General features: G+C 42.2%; 18 protein-coding genes. 6 read left to right on the forward strand and 12 right to left on the reverse strand.

The genetic code is table 11. The features are described 5' to 3' along the window. The 4 genes from AB7E53_RS07560 to lpdA form a co-directional block, all read right to left on the reverse strand. Positions 1-220: ribonuclease P protein component (locus AB7E53_RS07560; protein ID WP_446774990.1), on the reverse strand; the 220-nt coding region annotated here is incomplete at its 3' end. Beyond that, positions 217-972: a uroporphyrinogen-III synthase gene (locus AB7E53_RS07565; protein ID WP_446775034.1), complete on the reverse strand. Its 756-nt coding sequence runs from the start codon at positions 970-972 to the stop codon at positions 217-219. The genes AB7E53_RS07565 and AB7E53_RS07560, both read right to left, overlap by 4 nt. Continuing rightward, positions 969-1727, reverse strand: a complete 759-nt coding sequence (locus AB7E53_RS07570) for a DUF4271 domain-containing protein (RefSeq protein WP_446774992.1) — start codon at positions 1725-1727, stop codon at positions 969-971. Before AB7E53_RS07570 ends, AB7E53_RS07565 begins: the two co-directional genes overlap by 4 nt. A 35-nt stretch (positions 1728-1762) precedes the next feature. Next, positions 1763-3115, reverse strand: coding sequence for a dihydrolipoyl dehydrogenase (gene lpdA / locus AB7E53_RS07575; protein WP_446774993.1), 1353 nt, complete (start codon positions 3113-3115; stop codon positions 1763-1765). A gap of 164 nt (positions 3116-3279) precedes the next feature. Between lpdA and AB7E53_RS07580 the strand changes: the two genes are divergently transcribed. Further along, positions 3280-6477, forward strand: a complete 3198-nt coding sequence (locus AB7E53_RS07580; RefSeq protein WP_446774995.1) for a SusC/RagA family TonB-linked outer membrane protein — start codon at positions 3280-3282, stop codon at positions 6475-6477. Positions 6478-6497: 20 nt separating this feature from the next. After that, a complete protein-coding gene (locus tag AB7E53_RS07585) occupies positions 6498-8033 on the forward strand; it encodes a SusD/RagB family nutrient-binding outer membrane lipoprotein (protein WP_446774997.1) in 1536 nt (511 codons plus the stop codon). Positions 8034-8091: 58 nt separating this feature from the next. Here the strand turns inward: AB7E53_RS07585 and AB7E53_RS07590 are convergent, their stop codons facing one another. Beyond that, on the reverse strand, positions 8092-9495 hold the full coding sequence (locus AB7E53_RS07590) for a S41 family peptidase (protein ID WP_446774999.1): 1404 nt from the start codon (positions 9493-9495) through the stop codon (positions 8092-8094). Positions 9496-9655: 160 nt separating this feature from the next. On the opposite strand from AB7E53_RS07590, the gene nadB reads away from it, so the two are divergent. Further along, positions 9656-11239, forward strand: a complete 1584-nt coding sequence (gene nadB / locus AB7E53_RS07595) for an L-aspartate oxidase (protein ID WP_068186607.1) — start codon at positions 9656-9658, stop codon at positions 11237-11239. 67 nt (positions 11240-11306) lie between these two features. On the opposite strand, the gene rbr is transcribed toward nadB, so the two are convergent. Continuing rightward, positions 11307-11885: a rubrerythrin gene (gene rbr / locus AB7E53_RS07600; protein ID WP_068186557.1), complete on the reverse strand. Its 579-nt coding sequence runs from the start codon at positions 11883-11885 to the stop codon at positions 11307-11309. A gap of 321 nt (positions 11886-12206) precedes the next feature. Here rbr and AB7E53_RS07605 point away from each other — a divergent pair, with 321 nt between their 5' ends. Next, on the forward strand, positions 12207-13886 hold the full coding sequence (locus tag AB7E53_RS07605; protein ID WP_446775000.1) for a SulP family inorganic anion transporter: 1680 nt from the start codon (positions 12207-12209) through the stop codon (positions 13884-13886). A gap of 98 nt (positions 13887-13984) precedes the next feature. Here the strand turns inward: AB7E53_RS07605 and AB7E53_RS07610 are convergent, their stop codons facing one another. Beyond that, positions 13985-15634, reverse strand: coding sequence for a SulP family inorganic anion transporter (locus tag AB7E53_RS07610; protein ID WP_446775002.1), 1650 nt, complete (start codon positions 15632-15634; stop codon positions 13985-13987). 541 nt (positions 15635-16175) lie between these two features. On the opposite strand from AB7E53_RS07610, the gene AB7E53_RS07615 reads away from it, so the two are divergent. Beyond that, on the forward strand, positions 16176-18236 hold the full coding sequence (locus tag AB7E53_RS07615) for a HelD family protein (protein ID WP_446775004.1): 2061 nt from the start codon (positions 16176-16178) through the stop codon (positions 18234-18236). Positions 18237-18239: 3 nt separating this feature from the next. Next, positions 18240-19043 (forward strand): MBL fold metallo-hydrolase, encoded by an 804-nt coding sequence (locus AB7E53_RS07620; RefSeq protein WP_446775006.1) that lies wholly within the window; start codon positions 18240-18242, stop codon positions 19041-19043. Between the two features lie 81 nt (positions 19044-19124). On the opposite strand, the gene AB7E53_RS07625 is transcribed toward AB7E53_RS07620, so the two are convergent. The 5 genes from AB7E53_RS07625 to AB7E53_RS07645 form a co-directional block, all read right to left on the reverse strand. Continuing rightward, positions 19125-20093, reverse strand: coding sequence for a permease (locus tag AB7E53_RS07625; protein ID WP_446775008.1), 969 nt, complete (start codon positions 20091-20093; stop codon positions 19125-19127). Between the two features lie 87 nt (positions 20094-20180). Continuing rightward, positions 20181-21230 carry an ACR3 family arsenite efflux transporter gene (gene arsB, locus AB7E53_RS07630; RefSeq protein ID WP_446775010.1) on the reverse strand — a complete coding sequence of 350 codons (1050 nt, stop codon included), beginning with the start codon at positions 21228-21230 and terminating at the stop codon, positions 20181-20183. 19 nt (positions 21231-21249) lie between these two features. Next, positions 21250-21705, reverse strand: coding sequence for an arsenate reductase ArsC (locus AB7E53_RS07635; RefSeq protein WP_446775012.1), 456 nt, complete (start codon positions 21703-21705; stop codon positions 21250-21252). Between the two features lie 71 nt (positions 21706-21776). Further along, complete coding sequence (locus tag AB7E53_RS07640; protein WP_446775014.1) at positions 21777-22100, reverse strand: ArsR/SmtB family transcription factor; 324 nt, start codon at positions 22098-22100, stop codon at positions 21777-21779. A 157-nt stretch (positions 22101-22257) separates the two neighbouring features. Further along, the gene (locus AB7E53_RS07645; RefSeq protein ID WP_446775016.1) at positions 22258-22632 is read right to left on the reverse strand and encodes a putative zinc-binding protein; all 375 of its coding nucleotides are present in this window, start codon (positions 22630-22632) and stop codon (positions 22258-22260) included. Positions 22633-22641 lie beyond the last annotated feature (9 nt).

Consider the following 22641-nt stretch of genomic DNA (forward strand, 5'->3'; position numbering starts at 1 on the left):
GCCTTTTAATAAGGTTCCGCTTGTTGGCCCGTTTGAATTTCTTTTTGGGTACACTGGCCATGATGGCTACCCTCGACGGGAGTTCCTTTTCTTCTACCGGAAGATATACTACCCGAAGGGGGAAAGATATAAAAGAACGGCCTTCGGCAAACAACAAATCAATGTGACGTTTCCACGAAAGCCGTTCTTCTTTTGAAAGAGTATGCCTTCTGTCTATCATCCTTTTTCGGACTGCTGCTTTTTCAGGTATATTTCCAGGGCAGCTGTGATGGAGGGAGCCTCCGGCGTGGGAGCTTCCATATCCAGCCTTAAACCGGCATCTTTGATTGCTTTAGCGGTTGTAGGTCCGAAACATCCGATCTTGATATCTTTCTGCTCGAAGTTGGGGAAGTTCTTCAATAAAGAAGAGATTCCGGACGGGCTGAAGAATACCAGCATATCGTAATCGAATTTCTCGTTATCCTCAAAATCGTTGCTTACTGTTCTGTACATAACCGCTTTGGTGTAGCTGATTTTCTTTGCTTCAAGCAACGAAATCAAATCTTCCTTGTGTATATCGGATACAGGTATCAGGTATTTTTCCTTGGGATGTTTACCTATAACAACGGCCAGATCTTCCACTTTTCCGGTCTGACCGAAAAAGATCTTGCGCTTTCTGTATACAATGTATTTTTGCAGGTAAACTGCAATTGCTTCCGTAACACAGAAGTATTTCATCGTCTCCGGAATGGCAACCCTCAGCTCTTCGCACAGGTGGAAGAAGTGATTGATAGCATGCCTCGATGTAAACACCACGGCTGTATGATCCAAAATGGAGATTTTCTGTTGTCTGAACTCTTTGGAAGTTAACGGTTCTACTTTAAAAAATGGGCGGAAATCTATTTCCACTCCAAATTTCTCTGCTATATCGAAATACGGAGATTTCTCGGTTGCAGGCTTGGGTTGTGACACCAATACTTTTTTTATTTTCAATGCCATAAAGTACTTGTCTCGATAAAGTTATACAAATAAGTTAAACCTTCGTACAAAAATACCAGAGGTAAAATTTCTTGGGCGCAAAGGTACAAACTTAAGTAGAATAAATCGCTTTTTTTCTTGTAAAATATCCGTATCGTTTTGTAAATAATTGCAAATCGACACAAAATATAGCTAATAATGAACAATATTGTGGGGGTAGCCGTATAGGTTTCTACGAAAGAGAGCCATAAAACAGGCAAATATAAAACAACACCCCATAAACCGATGATGGCGTTATAACTTGTTTTCCACAGCTTGTATTTGAAGTGGTCGTCCATTATGACACCCATAATGAAATAGATGAATTGCTTGAACTGATAAAAAAGGAAGGATACGCCAAACAGACCTGCGATGGTGAGCAGAGTCTGCGTTTCGTTTAACCCGGATACGTATCCGTACGACCGGCCGATGGCGTAGATGGCAAGCGAGCACAATAAAAGTGCCTGGTAAATCATGAAGTTTCTGTAAAAAACATCGTTGGAGACGGTTTGTGTAAAGAGACTGTGGCGCTCTTTAACCAGAAACACATCTTTTGTCATCTTAATAAAGTGACGGATATAATTACGGTACACAATGGCAAAAACTGACAACTGAACAAGAAGTAATGCAAACATTACATCGTTGATCAGTTGTCCGTCCCAGAGACGGATACCCACAAATCCTTCAAATCCGTGGGTTCCGCTAGCTTGTATGGTTACCAATGTACTCACTATTACGTTTTATTTGGGTACAAAGGTAGCTATTTCTATGTAAATAAAGTCTCCTTTATGATTTCTCCCACCGTTGGATGCGGAAAAACCATGGAATTAAGTTCCCGGGCCGTCATGTTCTTTTCAATGGCTATACCCAGGTTGACGATAAGTTCGGATGCTGGGTTGCCCAGCAGATGGGCGCCCAGGATGGTGCCGTCTGCCGACAGCAATATTTTACACAGTCCGTTTCCTTGTTCGTTTTCTGCAACAAACCTGCCCGAAAAGGCCATAGGTAGTTTACGGCTCGTATAGGCAACACCCTCTTGCTGCAGTTGTTCTTCTGTTTTACCGACTCCGGCAACCTCCGGATTGGTATAGACCACCCCCGGAACTGTAAGATAGTTGATGCCCTGCGGCGCCTTACCCAGGATATGTTTGATTGCCAGTTCGGCTTCGCTTACAGCTGTATGCGCCAGAAGCGAAAAGCCGGTTATGTCTCCGCAGGCATATATATTGGGGCGCGAAGTCTGCATAAAGGCATTTACCTTAATACCAGCCCGGTTCATCTCCAGTTCCAGTGTTTCCAGTCCGAATCCTTTGCTAACCGGACGCCTGCCTACGCTTACTAGTATCTTTTCGGCAGTAACGGTGCTTACAGCTCCGTCTTTTGAAACCTCCACCGTGTTGCCGTGTATGGCCGTAACCGTGGTTCCCAGCTGAAACTTAACCCCTTTCTTCGTGTATTCCGCCCGCAGCATGGCCGATATCTCGCGATCCATACCTCCCAGTATTTCGTCCATCATCTCGATAACATGCACCTCTGTACCCATACTGTTGAAGAAGGAGGCAAATTCCATCCCGATAACGCCTCCGCCTATAATTACCAGCGATGAGGGAAGTTCCTTGCTTTGCAGCGCCTCTCTGTTGGTCCAGAAGGGAGCCTCGGCCAAGCCGGGGATGGGGGGTATAACTGTTTCGGACCCGGTGCATATCAGCAGGTTCTCCGCCTCGAAGGTATCGTCGGCACAGGTGATGGTGATAGTTCCGTCGGCCCCACAGCCCCGGATGCAGGCTTCGCCCTGTATCACCTCCACGTGATGTTCTTTCATTTTCAGCTTGATGCCTCCGGTCAGCTTTTTTACAATTTTATTTTTTCGGGCTATGATCTTGTCCATGTCGAACGAGAAGGCATCGGCCGATATGCCGTATTTGGATGCATGTTTCAGTGTATCATATACCTTGGCCGAGTAAAGAAGTGTCTTCGTGGGCACACATCCTTCGTTGAGACATACGCCTCCTAAAGCATTTTTTTCAAATAGGACGACAGAAAGGCCCTGAGCTGCAGCTTTTTCGGCTGCTGTATAGCCTGCGGGACCTCCCCCTATTATGGCAACATTGTACTTCATGTTTAATTTAATTATGGTTTTAAAGTATTGTAAGATGACTGCAATATTAACTCTTTTTATCGAGAATTACAATTTATAAATATACCATAGGTATGGTATTTCCTAAACATGTTGTTCGGCATAATTTTGTCGCATTAAATGAATTAATTAAAAAAGTTACCATAATGCGAAACAAAGAATTCATCAGAAAAGCGCTGTTCCTTGTTCTCTCACTGTTTATCCTGGTGAAGGCGGGTGCGCAGATTACTGTAAAAGGACAGGTGATCAACGGAGAAGACAATACCCCTTTTCCTTTCGTCACAGTGTATGAGAAAGGAAAAACCAACGGGGTGGTTACCGACGGCAACGGACAGTTTTCAATCAGTCTGCCTACTGCGGAGGCTATTCTTGTAGCCTCTTCACTGGGTTACAAATCGCAGGAACTTCCTGCTGCAGCAGGAAAGGAGTTAAGGTTCGTGCTGTTGCCCGATCTGATCAATATAGACGAGGTGGTGGTTACTGCCTTGGGTATATCCAGAGAGAAGAAGGCCCTGAGCTATGCGGTACAGGATGTAAAGGGTGAGGAGCTGACCAAATCGCGTCAGACCAATGCCATCGGGTTGCTTTCAGGAAAGGTGGCAGGTTTGCAGATTATCTCCGCCGGAGGTGCTTTGGGTGGATCCAGCCGTGTGTTGGTTCGCGGGGTGAGTTCGGTATTGGGAAACAACCAGCCTTTGTACGTAATAGATGGTACGCCAATCGACAATACGCAGTTGGGTAGCACCACTACGGCTATAGGGTATGGCGAAAAGGATTATGGTAATACGGCTGCCGATATCAATCCGGACGATATAGAAAGTATGTCGGTTCTTAAGGGAGCCTCGGCAACTGCTTTATATGGTTCGCGGGCGAACAACGGGGTGATATTGATTACAACCAAGAAGGGCACCAATAAGAATAAGACAGAGATATCGTTGAGTACGGGTATCAGTCTGGAAAACCAGCTTAGAAGCAGCTTTGCTCCCATGCAGAAATTGTACGGAGGGGGCGCCAGCAATCAGCAGACTTTCAACCAGGTTGTTATAAACGGACAGAGTTACAATGTGCCTGCCTATGCCATCGACGAGAGTTGGGGACCTAAATTCAGCGGTCAGCAGGTACTTTCGTGGGAAAACCTTTATCCGGAAGATGAGGCCCGTTATCTGAAGACTACCGAATGGAAATATCCGGAGCACGACTTGATGTATTATTTTAAGACGGGTGTGGCTTTCGATAACAATATTTCGGTTCGCGGAGGAAATGAGATTGCAAATTACCGCGTATCGTATACCAACCGTACGGCAACGGGAACCACTCCTAATTCAAAGCTTTCCCGTAACAATCTCAGTGCAAGCGGTAGCCTGAAACATAAGAACTTTATCTTCTCGTCTTCCGTAAATTATATGAATACCGGGGTGGTTGGTCGTCCGTGGACAGGTACTTCCAACCGGAATGTGATTACCCAGGCTTACTCGTGGGGACAGAATCAGGTGGATTACAAGGAGTTGTCTAACTATAAACGTCCGGACGGATCGCAACGACTTTGGAACGTTACCTCGTGGGATAACCTGAAGGCCAAATATATAGATAATCCCTACTGGGCTTCGTATACCAGTTATTCCGACGAGAACCGCGACCGTGTGTATGGAAATGCGGGCGTAGAATGGAACATTGCCAAGGGATTGAAAGCTACGGCCAAGGTGCATGGCGACGTGTACACCTATTCGGTGGAAGATCGTATCGCGGTCTATTCTCGTACAACATCCATGTACAGCGAGAAGGTGCAGCGGTTCCAGGAGTTCAACTACGAGGCTATGCTTCACTATAATACGGCTTTTAAAAACTTTACTTTAAATGCTTTTATCGGGACCAACCTGATGCACCAGCGTCGCAATATCAATAACGGCGAAACGCAGGGGGGACTTATTATCCCCGAATATTATAACCTGAGCAACGCTACCAGTGTGCTTACTACGGATAAGACCTATCGGAAAGAGATCCGTTCGCTGCTGGGCAATGTTTCGCTGGGATGGAAAAGTATCTTGTTTGCCGATGCGACTTTCCGTAACGACTGGTCTTCCACCTTGCCTGCCAACGAGAATTCGTACTTCTATCCCTCTTTCTCGGGCAGTTTTATCTTTACCGAACTCGAACCAGTGAAAGCTGTTTCGTGGCTTAACTTCGGTAAGGTTCGTCTGGGATGGGCCCAGGTGGGTAACGATACGGATCCCTACAGCTTGTCGCGTACCTACGAGTACAAGAACAGCTCCTTTGGCGGGGTTCCCAACTACGGACTGGATATAATATTGAACAATGCGCATCTGAAACCGGAACTTACCAATTCTGTGGAGGCGGGTATCGAGCTTAAATTGTTGAATAACCGCGTAGGACTGGATCTTACCTATTACAATAACCTGACCAAAAACCAGATTATGCAGGTGCCTTTGGCTGCTTCGAGCGGATATACAAGTCAGTGGATGAATGCCGGAGAGATCAGCAACAAAGGGCTTGAGGTGGTGCTCAATGTGGTACCTGTGCAGACAGCAAATTTCCAGTGGGAGGCTACTTTCAACTGGTCGAAAAACAACAACAAGGTGGAAAAACTGAACGACCAGCTGAAAACATTGCAGATTGCTTCATCGTTTGTGGCGCTGCATGCTACCGTTGGGAAGCCTTACGGCGAGCTGATGGGTTACAATTATGTATTCGACAGCGAAGGGAATAAGGTGGTTGCCGCCAATGGCGTATATGCGAAAACGGCTCAGACAGAAGGCTTGGGAAGTGTGCTGCCCGATTGGCTGGGAGGAGTGCGGAATAGTTTCCGGTATAAAAACTTCGACGCAGGATTCTTGATTGACGTTCGCAAAGGGGGATACTTCTATTCCATCACCCAACAATACGGTATGTATTCCGGAACACTGGAGGAAACTGCCGCCAATGGTATCCGCGAGAATGGATTGGTGTTGGAGGGTGTTCAGGGTACGGTTGCCTATAATGCGGATGGAAGCTATACGGTTACAAACACCCGCCCTAACGATAAGAACGTATCGGCCTTCGAATGGGGGCGCTCGCATAGCAGCGGGGTGCAGGCGCAGAATGTGTTTAAGTCGGATTACGTGAAACTGAGGGAGATTACGGCAGGATATACCGTTCCTCGTCTGGGTGATACGGCTGTGAAGGATGTGAGATTCTCCGTTTTTGCCAACAATGTGTGGACAATCTGGAAGGCTAATAAGAATTTTGATCCCGACTTTACCCAGAGCTCCGGTAATATTCAGGGGCTGGATGGCGGTAACATTCCTTCTCCGATTACTTACGGATTCAATATCAGTGCTAAGTTTTAACTATAAAAATGATCAGCGAAATGAAACGAAATAATAGTCTAAATTGGATAGTGTCGGGCTTGTTGGTATTTTTGGCTTCCTGCTCCGACTTTGAAGCAATTAACAAGAATCCGAACAGTCCGGAGAAGGTGCCTACCCAAAGTTTAATTGCTTATGTGGAGAGAAGCATCGTAGATGAGATACGTTCCACCAACCTGTCGATCGGTCGTTCCGACCTCTATGTGCAATGGTTGGCGAATAATACCTATACGGATGCCGACCGCTATTACTGGATCAGTTCCAACGGGAATGATTCATGGAAGAATCTATACCTGGCGCAGAGCAACCTGGATGAAATTATCAGGCTTAATGTAGACGAAGCCACTAAAGCTCAGGCTGCCCAGAACGGCGATAACAACAACCAGATTGCCGTTGCACGTATCCTGAAGGTGTTTACCTATCAGGTGATGACCGATACCTGGGGTGATATCCCTTACAGTTCTTTTGGCGGATCCAATGCCACATTTGATGCCGGTAAAGCGGATCAGGGTGTGATTTATGCCCAGTATGCCAAACAGGAATTGATCTATGCGGATTTACTGAAAGAGCTGAAAGAGGCTTCGGACCAACTGAATACGGGTTCTTCCGCATTTGCAAGCGGTGATGCCATATATAAAGGTAATGCCCTGAAATGGAAAAAGTTTGCCAATTCACTAAGTCTTCGTATCGCAAACCGTGTACGGAATAAGCTGAATGAGGCAGACAACCGGATAAAGGAGATTCTGGCTAATCCGGCACAGTATCCTATTTTTGAAAGCAACGACGACAATGCATTGCTGGCTTTCGAAACCAATGCCCCCAACCAGGCTCCGTTTTACAAAGCCACGACTTTGGCAAACCGAAACGACTATGCTGTAAGTAATGTGTTTGTAGATTTTCTACAGGGTAAGAAGGCGGTATTTCCGGTTCAGGACCCGCGTCTGAGCGTGTATGCACAACCTAACAGCAAAGGAAACTATGTGGGCCAGTACTATGGGATGGATATGTTTACAGCCAGTTTGGTGAGTCCCGATTCCGTAAGCAAACCGGGTGCAGCCTTTTACAAAAGTGACTATAAGGAGGTATTGATGGAGTATGCCGAAGTGCAGTTCATCTTGTCCGAATACAAGAATTGGGATCAGCAGCACTACCTGAACGGGATTCGTGCTTCCATGCAGAAGTGGGGTATATCCAATACGGCTGTAGATTCCTACCTTCAGTCGGCTCCCCCTGCTTCACAGGAGACGGTGCTGACTCAGAAATGGGTGGCTCTATTCATGCAGGGCAACGAAGGCTGGGCCGAATATCGACGTACCGGATATCCAAATTTCCTGATCAAAGCCGGAGATATTGTTTGGAAAGGAACTGTAAACGGTCAGCCTGTTACCAAAACCTTCGAACCAATCGGTATTTCGTCTGTTCCATCCCGGTTGTTATATCCCAACAACGAGGTACAGCTTAATTCGGCTCAATACCAAAAGGCTGTTGCTCAACAAGGGGGCGATCAGTTAGACACGAAAGTATGGTGGAATAAATAACAAACACCAGTCGGTAAAAAGAAAGGCATCCATGATTCTTCAGGATGCCTTTCTTTATTTATTCTTGTCCGGTTTCTATATCGATAACCACTCCTGGGGTTGCCTTCCGATCCAATGATCCGGAAACTTTCTGCAGATTCTGCGTGAAGGAGATTGCCGATTTCGTTGTAGCCTGGGTATAACTTCCGTCAATAATACGGAGTGCCGCATTTAGCAACAACTCGTTGGTGTTGCCGAATTCAAGAAATTGATCCAGTTCGGTGGCCTCATCCAGCTTATAGTCGGGTGTAAAGCCCTTTTCGTAATCCGATTTGTTCTGCGAATTAAACAGTTTACAAACAATGGGATGTAGTTTCCAATCGTATGCATCATCGGTATAAGTTTCCGAACCTACATTCTTTCCTTCGGTCTGCATACCAATAATTACCACGTTCATGTAGGGTTTTAAACTGTTTATTACCAATTCGGAGGCCGAGGCCGAAGTTTCGGTTACCAATACATACAACGTTTGCAGATTCAGGTTTGCGCCATCGGCGATGAGCGAGGAATTAAGAGCTATGTTTATATTTTGCGGACGTTGTTTATCATTGTATTCGAGTGTACACATGGTTTTCCCTAAAGCGGATTGGGGAGCCAGCATGGTGCTGAGCAACTGTGCGCAGGATAGCGACCCGCCGTTGTTGTATCGCAGGTCGAGTACAAACTCATTGACACCCGCTGTTTTGAAATCCTTGAAACGGGCAAGCATATCCTTATCGAAAGATTTATCATTGTCTGTTTTTCCGGAAGAGAAATGGTTGTACACCAGATAGCCCACTTTGCGGCCTCCCCAATCAATCACTTTGTTAAAGTAAACAGGGTTGTCAACAATCTCGCGGGCCGTATCGATCTGCACCTTCTTCCCGAGGTCCAGTTTATCAGACACCGGATTGTAGACAGCCAGTTGCAGTTCCATGGATTTTCCTCCATACAGTGTTTTGTAGTTTTGTTCCGTAATGTAAGCTCCGTCCATGGTTACAATCCAGTCGCCCCGTTTGATTCCGGCTTGGGAAGCAGGCGAATCGGGGGCCACATACAGGATATGTGCCACGAATTCCGTATTGCTCATTTTGTACAGCGTATAGTCGAATCCGTAACTGTAGGTGGTCTGATAGATGCTACGTGTAACCGGGGTGGTACTTTCGATGTAAGAATAAAAATATCCCTCTTTTCCGTCTTTAGTCGATAACAAGGATTTGAAGAATGTTTCAGCGTCAGCATCAAATTTCAAGGATCCGACCTCGGGTATCTCATTGTACCAGTAATATTTACTGCGCATGGTTCTTTCGATCCAGCTGTTCTCCGGGTATTGTTTGTTGTTTACATCTTCTACTAACTGCTCTTCCTCTTTGCCGCAGGAGCTGAATATGGATACAAGTGTGAAGATCAGCAGGCTGAGATATAGTTTATTACGTTTATTCATTTTTTATCCGGTTTAATTAGAAAGACGCAAATATACCTATTCTTGAGGATTGAATAAGCTGCTGGCCCGATTAAAATAGAGGCGCAAGTACGAAAGATTTTTAAAATAGGCTGAATAGCAAAGGAAATTCCTAACTTTGTCAGTCTAAAATCAGAGAATGATGGTAAAAAGATTCGATTACTTAGTTATTGGTTCCGGTATTGCCGGGATGAGTTTCGCTCTGAAAGTAGCCAACAAGGGTTCGGTTGCCCTTATTTGCAAGACCTCTTTACAGGAAGCGAATACCTATTACGCCCAGGGAGGTGTAGCATCTGTAACCAACCCCATTGACGATTTCGAAAAGCATATTCAGGATACACTGATTGCCGGCGATGGGCATTGCGACCGGGCTGCTGTCGAGAAGGTGGTGAAAGAGGCTCCTGCTCAGATAAAAGAGTTGATAGAATGGGGTGTTAAGTTTGACAAGACCGCTTCGGGAGATTTCGACCTGCATCGTGAAGGTGGACATTCCGAGTTCCGGATTCTGCATCACAAGGATAATACAGGTGCCGAAATACAGGAGAGTCTTATTCTTGCGTTGAAGAGTCACCCCAATATTAAAATCTTTGACCATCATTTTGCGGTAGAGATTCTTACCCAGCACCATCTGGGAATGGAGGTGACGCGTCAGACTCCCGATGTGGAGTGCTACGGGGCATATATCCTGAACGAACGTACGCGCAAGGTGGATACCTTCCTTTCAAAAGTAACGTTGATTGCCACGGGTGGTATTGGGAATGTATATCTTACCACCACCAATCCGCTGGTTGCCACAGGTGATGGTATTGCCATGGTATACCGGGCCAAGGGTACAGTTAAGGATATGGAGTTTGTTCAGTTTCATCCCACTGCTTTATTTAATCCGGGCGATCGTCCCTCTTTTCTTATTACCGAGGCTATGCGTGGGTATGGTGCCAAACTTCGTACGATGGATGGTAAGGAGTTTATGTATAAATATGACAGCCGACTTGAACTTGCCCCGCGCGACATCGTAGCCCGTGCCATCGATACGGAGATGAAAAACCGGGGGGATGATCATGTCTATCTGGATGTGACCCACAAAGATCCCGAGGAAACGAAAAAACATTTCCCTACGATTTATGAGAAATGTATGAGTCTGGGCTTAGATATAACCAAAGATTATATTCCTGTTGCACCGGCTGCCCATTACCTGTGCGGAGGTATACAGGTCGACCTGAACGGGCAATCGTCAATCAAACGGTTGTATGCTGCCGGAGAATGTTCCTGCACCGGATTGCACGGGGCCAACAGGTTAGCTTCCAATTCTTTGATTGAAGCTGTGGTCTATGCGGATGCATCAGCCAAGCATGCCATGGAACATATTAGCGGGTATAACTTCAATGAGTCCATTCCTGTATGGAACGACGAGGGAACTTCGCTTACGGAAGAGATGGTGCTGATTACCCAAAGTGCAAAGGAGGTTCAGCAGATTATGGCCACCTATGTAGGTATCATCCGCTCTAACATCCGTTTGAAAAGAGCTTTCGACCGGTTGGACATTCTGTATAAAGAGACTGAAAGTCTGTTTTTGCGTTCGGTGGTGTCGAAAGAGTTGTGTGAGTTACGTAACATTATCAATACGGCTTATCTTGTAATCAGACAGGCCATGGAAAGGAAGGAGAGCCGCGGATTGCATTATACGCTGGACTATCCTGATAAGATTGCAATTTCCGACGAAGAGTAATAAAATAAATATCCCCCCTCAAGCGAAGTAAGCACCTGAGGGGGGATTTTTCTGTTGAAAAGAACAATTAATAGTTTTGCTTCATGGGCTCGAAGTAAGATTGTGCATGTTCGCAAGCCGGACAAGTCTTAGGTGCTTTTTTACCCTTGAATGTCCAACCGCAGTTACGGCATTGCCACATAATTTCTTCGTCTTTTTCGAAAACTTTGCCTTCAGTTACGTTGGCTAACAATTTGCGGTAACGGGCTTCGTGTTCGGCTTCTACTTTGGCAATCTGGCGGAATGCAACAGCAACAGCTTTAAATCCTTCCTGTTCTGCGATATCGGCAAATGCAGGATACAGTTCTGTCCACTCTTCGTTTTCACCAGCTGCAGCAGCTGCGAGGTTGTCGGCTGTTGTACCGATGATACCGGCAGGATAAGAGGCTGTGATTTCAACCATGCCACCTTCTAAAAATTTGAAGAAACGTTCAGCATGCTCTTTTTCTTGTTCTGCAGTTTCAGCAAAAACAGCTGCAATTTGTTCGAATCCTTCTTTTTTTGCCTTGCTGGCGAAGAATGTGTAACGACTTCTTGCCTGAGATTCTCCGGCAAACGATTTAAGTAAGTTCTTTTCGGTTTCTGTACCTTTAATACTTTTTTCCATAATGATAAATTATATATGTAATATTAATGCGAGAATACCGGTTTTGAATCTTTCAAGCCCAAATGTAAAAAAAAAATCGATAGGTACAACCTCCCTGAGGAAATTTAGATTGAATTCTTTCTCACAAAAAGAGATCGTAAACATTTAAATGTACAAGAAAGGCTTACTTGATTGATTCAAGTGTTTTAACAAGCATGCTGCTTGTTTTGTTTAACCTTTCTTTACTATGGATGTAGTTGATGGCTAATGAATAACCCATTAGGGGCATCGTGTTGTTTTTATTCATACCTTTGCAGCATCATCAATTAACAGGCAAAAAGAATGAAAAGTAGGTTTGATTTTCGGCCCAAGCTATTGGCTGTGCTGGAAAATTATTCGAAAGAAAAGTTTATGGCCGACCTGATGGCCGGAATTATTGTAGGGATTGTGGCCCTGCCTCTTGCTATCGCTTTTGGTATAGCATCTGGTGTTAGCCCCGAAAAAGGTTTAGTTACAGCGATCATCGGTGGTTTTATTGTTTCTTTTTTAGGAGGTAGTTCCGTTCAGATCGGCGGACCAACCGGAGCGTTTATCGTAATTGTTTATGGTATTATTCAGAATTTTGGAATAGAAGGGCTGGCAATTGCGACTGTCATAGCAGGGATCTTACTTGTCCTGATGGGGGTTCTTAAACTTGGGACCGTTATCAAATTTATTCCTTATCCTATTGTTGTGGGATTTACCAGCGGTATTGCGCTGACGATTTTTACTACACAGATGAAAGATCTGTTTGGGTTGTCAATAGAGAAAGTTCCGGCCGATTTTATATCCAAATGGATTGTCTATTTCGAACATTTCGGGTCATTTAATATCTGGCCTTTTCTAATAGGTGTGATAAGTATCCTTATCATTGTATTTACACCCCGTTTCTCGAAGAAGATTCCAGGTTCGCTGGTCGCCATTGTCGTAGTAACGATTATTGTTTATGCCATGAAGAATTTTGCAGGAATTACGGGCATCGAAACTATTGGCGACCGATTCACCATCAATGCCTCGCTGCCCGCACCCGAGAAAATCACTTTTTCGATGGAAACTATCAACCGGTTGCTTCCTTCGGCCTTTACCATAGCTATTTTAGGTGCAATCGAATCGTTGCTTTCCGCAACCGTTGCCGATGGGGTGACTGGCGATAAGCATAATTCCAATACAGAATTGATTGCTCAGGGTGCAGCCAATATTGTAGTGCCAATTTTTGGCGGTATTCCTGTAACCGGAGCTATAGCACGGACTATGACGAATATCAACAATGGAGGCCGTTCGCCAATAGCCGGTATTGTTCATGCTATCGTATTACTGCTTATCCTGTTGTTTCTAGGTCCGCTTACCAAACATATTCCCATGGCATGTCTGGCAGGTGTGCTTATCATTGTTTCCTATAACATGAGTGAATGGCGTACTTTCCGTTCGCTGATGAAAAATCCTAAAAGTGATGTGGCGGTATTGCTTACCACCTTTTTCCTGACAGTTATATTCGACCTGACTATTGCTATTGAGATAGGAATGTTAATTGCCATGCTTTTGTTTATGCGCCGTGTGGCAGAAACAACGAAGGTTTCGGTTTCCAAAGAGGTGGTGGATCTGTCGGATGAAGGCGAGATTATGCACGACGACAGTGTTCTTGTGCTTCCTACAGGTGTTGAGGTATATGAAATTGATGGTCCGTTCTTTTTTGGAATAGCCAATAAATTCGACGAAAGTATGAAGGTTATCGGGGATAAACCGAAAGTCCGTATTATCAGGATGCGCAAAGTGCCCTTCATGGATTCAACCGGATTACATAACCTGGAAAGCTTGTTCCGTTTATCTCAGAAAGAACATATACACATCATCCTTTCTGGAGTAAATCAGCAAGTGCATGGAGTTCTTACTAAATCGGGCTTCACCGATAAGATTGGAGACGATAATATTTGTTCCAACATAAATGAAGCCATTCAGAAGGCTAATGAGTTTGTAGGTAAATAAAATTTGAATCCCCTTATTTAATTCTAGATTCATACATCAAAATTGAATTAATAAGGGGATTCAAAACTCCATAAAGTTATTGTTTATTATCCATCTTGTTAATTACGTTCAACAAGATTCATTTTATCTGTAACTACTTTGTATGTAGGGTCTTCTAAAACATTGACATCTATTAGGGCATCGGCATTGTTAAGCAGCCTTTTACAGTCTTCGCTCAAATGTCTGAGATGAATTGTTTTACCAGCATTGCTATAACGCATAGTGAGTGTGTTTAGAGTTTCAATAGCAGACATATCAACTATTCTGCTTTCTTTAAAATCAATAATCACCTCTTTAGGATCGCCTGCTATATCAAACTTGTCCATAAATACGTTGGTAGAAGCAAAAAACAGAGGTCCGTATATTTCATAATGCTTAATTCCATACGCATCAATATACTTTCTAGTGCGAATTCGTTTGGCATTCTCCCAAGCATAGAATAGTGCCGATAAGATTACACCAGTTAGTACGGCCACGGCAAGATTGTGTGTGATTACCGTAATCGCTGTTACTAATACCATTACCAGAACATCAGAGAGTGGCATCTTATTAAAAATACGCAGACTAGCCCACTCAAATGTTCCGATAGAGACCATGAACATAACACCGACAAGAGCTGGCATCGGAAGTCTTTCTATAAATCCAGATCCAAACATGATAAATACTAGCAGCATTACAGACGCAACAAATCCGGCTATTCGGGTTCTTGCTCCGGAAGAAATATTAATTAAACTTTGACCAATCATGGCGCAACCGCCCATTCCAGAGAATAGTCCCGAAAATATATTTGCTGTTCCTTGTGCAATACACTCCTTATTGCTGTTGCCACGGCTTTCTGTAATCTCATCAATAAGATTTAATGTAAGCAAACTCTCAATAAGGCCAACTCCGGCCATAATGATTGAAAAAGGCATTATTAGCATAAGTGTATCCCAGCTTAAAGGTATTTGAGGAATAGTGAGCGGAGGGAATGTTGCCTTTAAACTTTCTCCTTCACTAAGGGTATCAGCTACTGTAGTTGTGCTTAATCCCAGTCCGATTGTTATGGCTGAGACTATCAGAATAGCAACTAGTGACGCTGGAATCTTTGTAGTTAAACTGGGGAGTTTCCATATAATAAGCATAGTTAGCAATATTAAACCGATCATAATACCTAGTTCTTGCAAACCGGGGGTTAGCTCACTAAATGAAAATGAGCCTTCAAAGGATAAAAGGGATGAAAGCGCAGGATGCGACTCAATAACGTGAGTAATAGTGGGTAACTGAGCTAAGAATATAATAATGGCAAGCCCGTTTACAAAACCGAACATTACAGAATGAGGTACCAACCTGATAAATTTACCTAATTTAAATATCCCGGCCAATATTTGAAATATCCCAGCCAATATTACTGTGGCAAACACATACTGCAGAATACCGGTATTGTTGATATCAGGAAACAATATGCGAAGTTCTGTTATTAAACCTATAAAAATAACGGCTATGGCACCAGTTGCGCCTGAAATCATACCCGGACGTCCGCCAAGAAGTGAAGCAACCAAGCCAATCATAAAAGCCGCATACAATCCTGTAAGTGGTGAAAATCCGGCTATCATTGCAAATGCAATAGCTTCAGGCACAAGGGCCAGGGCAACTGTAATCCCCGATAGAATTTCGGTTTTGTAATCTGTCTCTTTCGACAGTTTAAATAAATTTATTATTTCTTTCATTCGAATATAATTTTAATATGGACGGTGTGAAACTTGAAGCTTGTATAAATTAGACACAATAAACTTACGATTCAGAAAAATACTAACTGAATGGCAATAAAATTAATAGCAGCCTTTTAGCTGTAGCACTAATGATACCAACAAAAAAATAAGTCGGATTTGAAAATGAATCAGGGCGGAGTAAGCTTTGTTGTATTTATCACAAAAGCATTTTTTTTATTAATGAGGTGCAAAGGTAGTAATTTTTTTTATTTTTCCGTATATTTGCCATCGTTTATGAAACAGAACATTCCTACACATCTTGCTAAATTAACCCCGCCCTGACAAGATTCTGTTGTCAGGGAAAATCCTTCATTGTCCGCTGGTTTTAGAGCAATAAACCTGTTATAGGTTTACTTCTTTACTTTTACACTCCGATTCTGCTATGGTTTTGGGAGGCAGAGTATATGGTTTTTATTGTTTCTCCTTTAGGTAGAATATTAGTTAGGCCAGAAAGTATCCTTTGTGTTAAATGCGCAAAATAATTTAAATGAACAGCAAGATGATTTTTAATCAAACAGAAGAAAACGAGAAACTATACTTAAAGCAGATCATATCTAATCTTGAGCATACTCTTAATGGAATAGACTCAATTATTAGTAATCAATCCAAAGAAATTTTGGATTTTAAAACTTACTTGTGGGAAAATGCTGCAGAGTTGGATCATGCCGAGAAGAATGCCGTTAGAGAATCGGTTACTCAATCGGTTGTATCCGGTGAATCTGTTGTGGCTAAAAAGAAACGCATCAGTAAACTTATTGACTCGCCTTATTTCGGGCGTATCGATTTTCAGGAAAATCAGGCAAATAAACAGGTTCCTATCTATATAGGAATACACTCTTTTTTTGATACAGAACTGAATCAGAATTTGATTCACGACTGGCGGGCACCGATTTCATCCATGTTTTACGACTATGAACTTGGTCAGGCTCAATTTGAAGCCCCTTCGGGCATGGTTTCGGGCATGATTCAATTAAAAAGGCAGTATCGTATCCGAAAGAGTGTAATGGAATTTATGCTGGAAAGTTCGTTGAATATCCATGATGAAGTACTGCAGAAAGAGTTGAGTAATAACTCTGACGACCGGATGAAGAACATTGTTTCTACTATTCAGCGGGAACAGAATCAAATTATTCGTAACGATAAGTCCCAATCATTGATAATTCAAGGTGTAGCCGGTTCAGGTAAAACCTCTATTGCTCTTCATAGAGTGGCTTTTTTGCTTTATAAGTTTGCCGGACAAATAACGTCGAAAGAGATACTTATTATTTCTCCCAATAAAGTCTTTGCAGATTATATTTCGAATGTATTGCCTGAACTGGGTGAAGAAAAGATTATGGAAAGCGGTTTTGAGGAACTTCTTACTAAGTTGATGGAAGGAAAATATAAATTTCAAACCTTTTTTGAGCAGGTAACCGAAATATTGGAGCATCCCGATCAAAATTACCTTGAGCGGATACATTTCAAAGCAACTCACGAACTGATTTCCAGGTTGGAGCAGTTTGTGGTATACACCGAGAATAATTACTTTGAAGCATCGGATGTATTGATTGGTAAAATTCCAATCCCGGCTTCATACATCCACGAGAAGTTTCGTAATTTCCACCGCTTGCCTATCCGGCAACGTTTCGATGCTATTGCAAGAGATATCGTACAAGAAGTTATGCTTACTACAGGAATTGAATTTCGTGCACCGGAAATTAACAAGCTTAAAGCCGGCATTCGAAAAATGTTTAAAGAAACTAACGACATTAAATTATACAAGGCTTTTTATGATTGGCTTGGACGGCCTGGACTATTCAAGATTCGTAGAGGCAGTATACTGGAGTATGCCGACTTGGCGCCTTTGCTTTATCTTAAAATGCTTCTTGACGGACCCAAAGTAATGAACGAAGTTAAACATCTGCTTGTCGACGAGATGCAAGATTACACACCAATCCAATATAAGGTGTTGTCGAAAGTTTTCCCTTGTAAGAAAACAATCCTTGGGGATGCAAGCCAGTCTGTAAATCCTTATACATCAACTTCATTTAAAGAGATTGCCAAGGTTCTTTCGGGGGCGGATGTAATGAAATTGTGTAAAAGTTATCGCTCTACTTACGAGATTACCAACTTTGCCCAGCATATTTGCCCCAACGACGAACTGATAGCTATAGAAAGACATGGAGAAGAGCCTGGTGTATTTGTGCTTGATAATGAAGAGGAAGAGGCCGGTCAAATAGCCTACCTTATTAAAGGGTTTCTCTTGTCGGCAAATAAATCCATGGGCATTGTTTGTAAAACACAATTACAAGCAAGTGAACTCTATGAGCAGTTGAAGAATGTAACACCTCAGCTTTATCTTCTTACATCGGAAAGCGCCGCTTTTGTAAACGGTGTTGTTATTACAACTGCACATATGGCAAAGGGATTGGAATTTGACGAGGTAATTGTTCCTAAGGTAAATAAAATGAACTTTCATACACGAATGGACCAAAGCTTACTTTACATTGCGTGCACCAGAGCGATGCATAAGCTCTCCATTACTGCTTGGGGTGCATTAAGTAATTTTATTATACAATAACATATGAAACTTACATTCTTCAGTCTAGCAAGTGGGAGCAGTGGAAACTGTTATTATCTGGGAACTTCAACATGTGGAATTCTTGTAGATGCTGGAATTGACTACCGTAAAATCAGTAAAATATTATATGATTATAATATAGAGTTTTCCAGTATTTCAGGAGTTTTGGTAACACACGATCATGCCGATCATATTCGAACTATCGGAGTGTTAGGAGAGAAGCTGCATATTCCGGTATATTCAACGCAAAAAGTACACGAAGGAATTGCAAAATGCAGATATATTAACGAGAAACTGGTGAACTCAAAAAGAATTATTCGAAAGGAAGAGGAATTCCACATTGGAAATTTTTCAATAACTGCATTTGATATACCTCATGATAGTACGGATTGTGTGGGTTATCATATCGTTTTTGGGAATCATCGTTTTACTTTTGCTTCGGATGTGGGACACATTTCGGATGTTGTAGCTAAATTTATTAAAAAAGCCAATCATTTGATTATTGAGGCTAATTATGACGAAGAAATGCTAAAGTACGGACCTTATCCTGAATATTTGAAAGAGCGGGTAGCTGGTTCGAGAGGTCATCTAAGTAATCAAGAGGCGGCCGAATTTTTAGCAACAAATTATACTCCTGAATTGAAAAGCATCTGGTTATGTCATTTAAGTCGTGACAACAACCATCCTGACCTTGCATATAAGACAATAGACAACAGGCTTTTCTATGAAGGTGTACGTGTAGGCAAAGATGTTACACTTGAAACATTAAAGCGGTTCAACCCTTCTGCTAAATATGAATTCTTTTAGTCTTATATGAAGTAGAAAGAATATAAATGATCCGGCTGCAATAAATTAATTACACGACACGTTTATTGCAGCCGGATTTTACTATAAAAGGATGTTGAATAAGTATCCCGAAATGATGATAAACAAAGATACTACTCCAAAAAATATTCCAATTAATCGCCAGGTCATAACCTTCTTTAATAGTGTCGCTTCTGGCAAAGATAGCCCCACAACAGCCATCATAAAGGCGATAGCTGTGCCGATAGGAACTCCTTTTGCTACGAAAACCTGAATTACCGGAACTATTCCAGCTGCATTTGCATACATGGGTACTGCTAAAATTACAGCTAAGGGGACGGCAAACCAATTATCCTTCTGAAGAAATTGTTCAAAGAAACCGTCCGGAACAAATCCATGCATTCCCGCACCGATCGCAATTCCTATCAGAATGTAAAGAAATACCCCTCTTACTATATTCCATGCATCCTTTGTAATTACAGGCAGGCGCTTAGAGAAAGGAATTCTCTCTGCTTCCCACTTCTCTGTCTCGACCATCGATTCAGCCTGTACTTGTTTTACCCATGGGCTTAAATAGCGGGCCAATCTCATTTTTCCCAATACAAATCCTCCAACCATACCTAATACGATACCACTAACCATATAAATTAAGGTTGCTTTAATACCAAATGCACTCAAAAACATAGCAATAGCTACTTCGTTTACCAAAGGTGACGTGATAAGGAATGCAAAGGTGATGCCTAAAGGAATACCTCCTTTAACAAATCCGATGAATAAAGGAATGGATGAACAGGAGCAAAACGGAGTAATGGCTCCAAAAAGTGAAGCAAAAAAGTATTGTAAACCATACAATTTACGTGTTGCAAGGAATTTACGTAAACGGTCGATGGGAAAATAAGCATTGATAATGCCCATCAGCATACTGATAAGAAATAGTAAGATAATTATTTTAATGGTGTCGTAAAAGAAGAAATTAACGGCACTTCCCCAATGGCTTTTTGCATCAAGTCCAAAGATGCCATATACTAGCCAATCAGCAAATTGTTGTATCATAAATATGGATTTTATGTAAATGATATTTGCATTTACAAGAGAATGGAGACAAATTAAAGTCTCCATTCTTGTAGTTAATATGTTCGTTTAAAGAGATTTTGCAGGAAACCATCCACGGGTATTATTGGCTATTTTTACTAACAGCAACATGACTGGGACCTCTACCAATACTCCCACGACAGTGACTAAGGCTGCTCCGGATTGTAGCCCGAACAGAGATATGGCCACTGCTACAGCGAGTTCAAAAAAATTACTTGCTCCGATCATTCCCGCAGGTGCAGCTACGTCGTGCGACAAACGTGCTGCTTTAGACCATCCGTACGCAACAAAGAAGATAAGTATGGTTTGTATAATGAGAGGAATGGCAATCAATAAGATATGTAACGGGTTGTTGGTTATTGTTTCACCCTGGAACGAAAAGAGGATAATCAAGGTGAGCAATAATCCCAAAATCGTATAATTATCGAATTTCTTTACAAAAACGCTATTGAAATAATCTGACCCTCTCTTTTTTATAACAGAAATACGAGTTAACACGCCTGCTGCAAGAGGAATTACAACAAACAATACGACCGACAGTAACAACGTATCCCAGGGAATAACAATCCCCCCGATCCCTAACAGAAAGGCAACTATCGGAGCAAAGGCAACCAGAATAATAAGGTCGTTTACTGCCACTTGAACCAGAGTATATGCGGCATCCCCTTTAGTCAGATAGCTCCATACAAATACCATAGCCGTACAAGGGGCGGCGCCAAGCAATACTGCCCCAGCGAGGTATTCGTGCGCCAGATTTTCGGGTATAAATGATTTGAACAAGATGTAAAAGAAAAACCAAGCCAGTCCAAACATGGTAAAAGGTTTGATCAACCAGTTGGTAACGCAGGTAATCAATATTCCCTTGGGTCTCTTTCCTACATTTTTTACACTTTGAAAATCTACCTTGAGCATCATCGGATAGATCATCAGCCATATTAATATAGCAACCGGAATCGATACGTTGGCATATTCGAATCTACTTAGCGTATCGGGGATAATGGGCAGGTATTGACCAATCAATATACCTACCACAATACATATTGCTACCCATAGGGTAAGGTAGCGTTCAAAAAATCCTATTCCTTGATTTTTTTCCATGATTTCTAACTTAAGTCTGTTAATTTTGATCACTACAAGAGCAGGTCGGTATTTTTCCTCCCTTTATATCTTTAATGTAGAATTCGTAGAATCTGTTCTTTATCTCGTCGCGCACCCTGCGGAATTCGCTTTCAATAAACTCCGGAGTGCCTGTTGCGTGAGAGGGGTCATCAAAACCAATATGCAGACGTCTGTTGACTTTACCTGTAAACATAGGGCATGATTCATTGGCTCCGCCGCATACCGTTATTACATAATCCCATTCCTCTCCTAAATACATTTCTACCGGATCGGATGTATGGTGGCTGATATCAATACCAATTTCTTGCATAGCCTTCACAGCTCCGGCATTGAGTTTGCCTGCAGCGGCTGTTCCCGCCGAACGAACAATCAGATCTTTGTCGAATGATTGTAAAAAACCGTGTGCCATTTGGCTTCGGCAACTATTCCCTGTACATAAGATTAAGACTTTCATACATTTTTAATTTTAGATTAATAATCCAGATTTTTATTCGCAATTCAACGAACAATGGTGATAAAAAAATACTAACAACATATTTCTTTAGGATTAATTGAGTTAAAAAGTTTATTTAAAACTTTTTTAGCAATCTCCCAATTCTCTTTATCAATACAATATCGAACTTTCGGACTTTCAATCTCTCCTTTGATAAGCCCCGCATTCTTTAGTTCACTTAAATGTTGTGAAACAGTAGCTTTTGCTATTGGCAATACTTCGTGAATGTCTCCAAAAAAACAGCTTTCCTGAGATGCCAGAAAATTCAATATACAAATTCGGGCAGGATGTCCCAATGCCTTTGCATATCGGGCAATCTGCTCTTGCTCAAGAGTGTAATCTTTTTTATCATTCATTTTTATATAATTTATTGTTCGCAAATATACGAACAGATGTAAATATACACAACTAAATTCAGCATTTTTATGAAAATAAAGACCAATGTAGTCAATATAAATTTCAAGGGACTAATTGGGTGTCTAAAATGATTCTTTTACTTTGCTCAGAATTAAGTTAATTAACAGCTTTAATTTTTTCGTAAATCTGTTTTATAATTTCTTCAGTAACTGGAGTTTTCCCTTTCTCATACCCCAAGTCTGATATGCGAATGTGTTTAAAATTGGTTATCCCTGAATTTCCCAGAATCTTTTTGCCACAATCAACAGAGCATCCATCAAGCATAAGAATTTTATGAGCCTTAAAAAACTCTATAGAAGAAGTGATTCCAGCTCCTACTGTAGTCAAGCAACTCATAGAGCAAATTTTATTTTTTTTCAGTTTACGTGCAACAATGTCAGATATGTTACCAAGATCACATGCTCCGGAGCATGCCATAACTAAATATTCTTCTTTTTCAAAAAGAGATATGTTTTTAATTTTTTCTTCCATATTCAGTAA

This window comes from Macellibacteroides sp. (assembly GCF_050251695.1).
Classification (GTDB): Bacteria; Bacteroidota; Bacteroidia; order Bacteroidales; family Tannerellaceae; genus Macellibacteroides; species Macellibacteroides fermentans.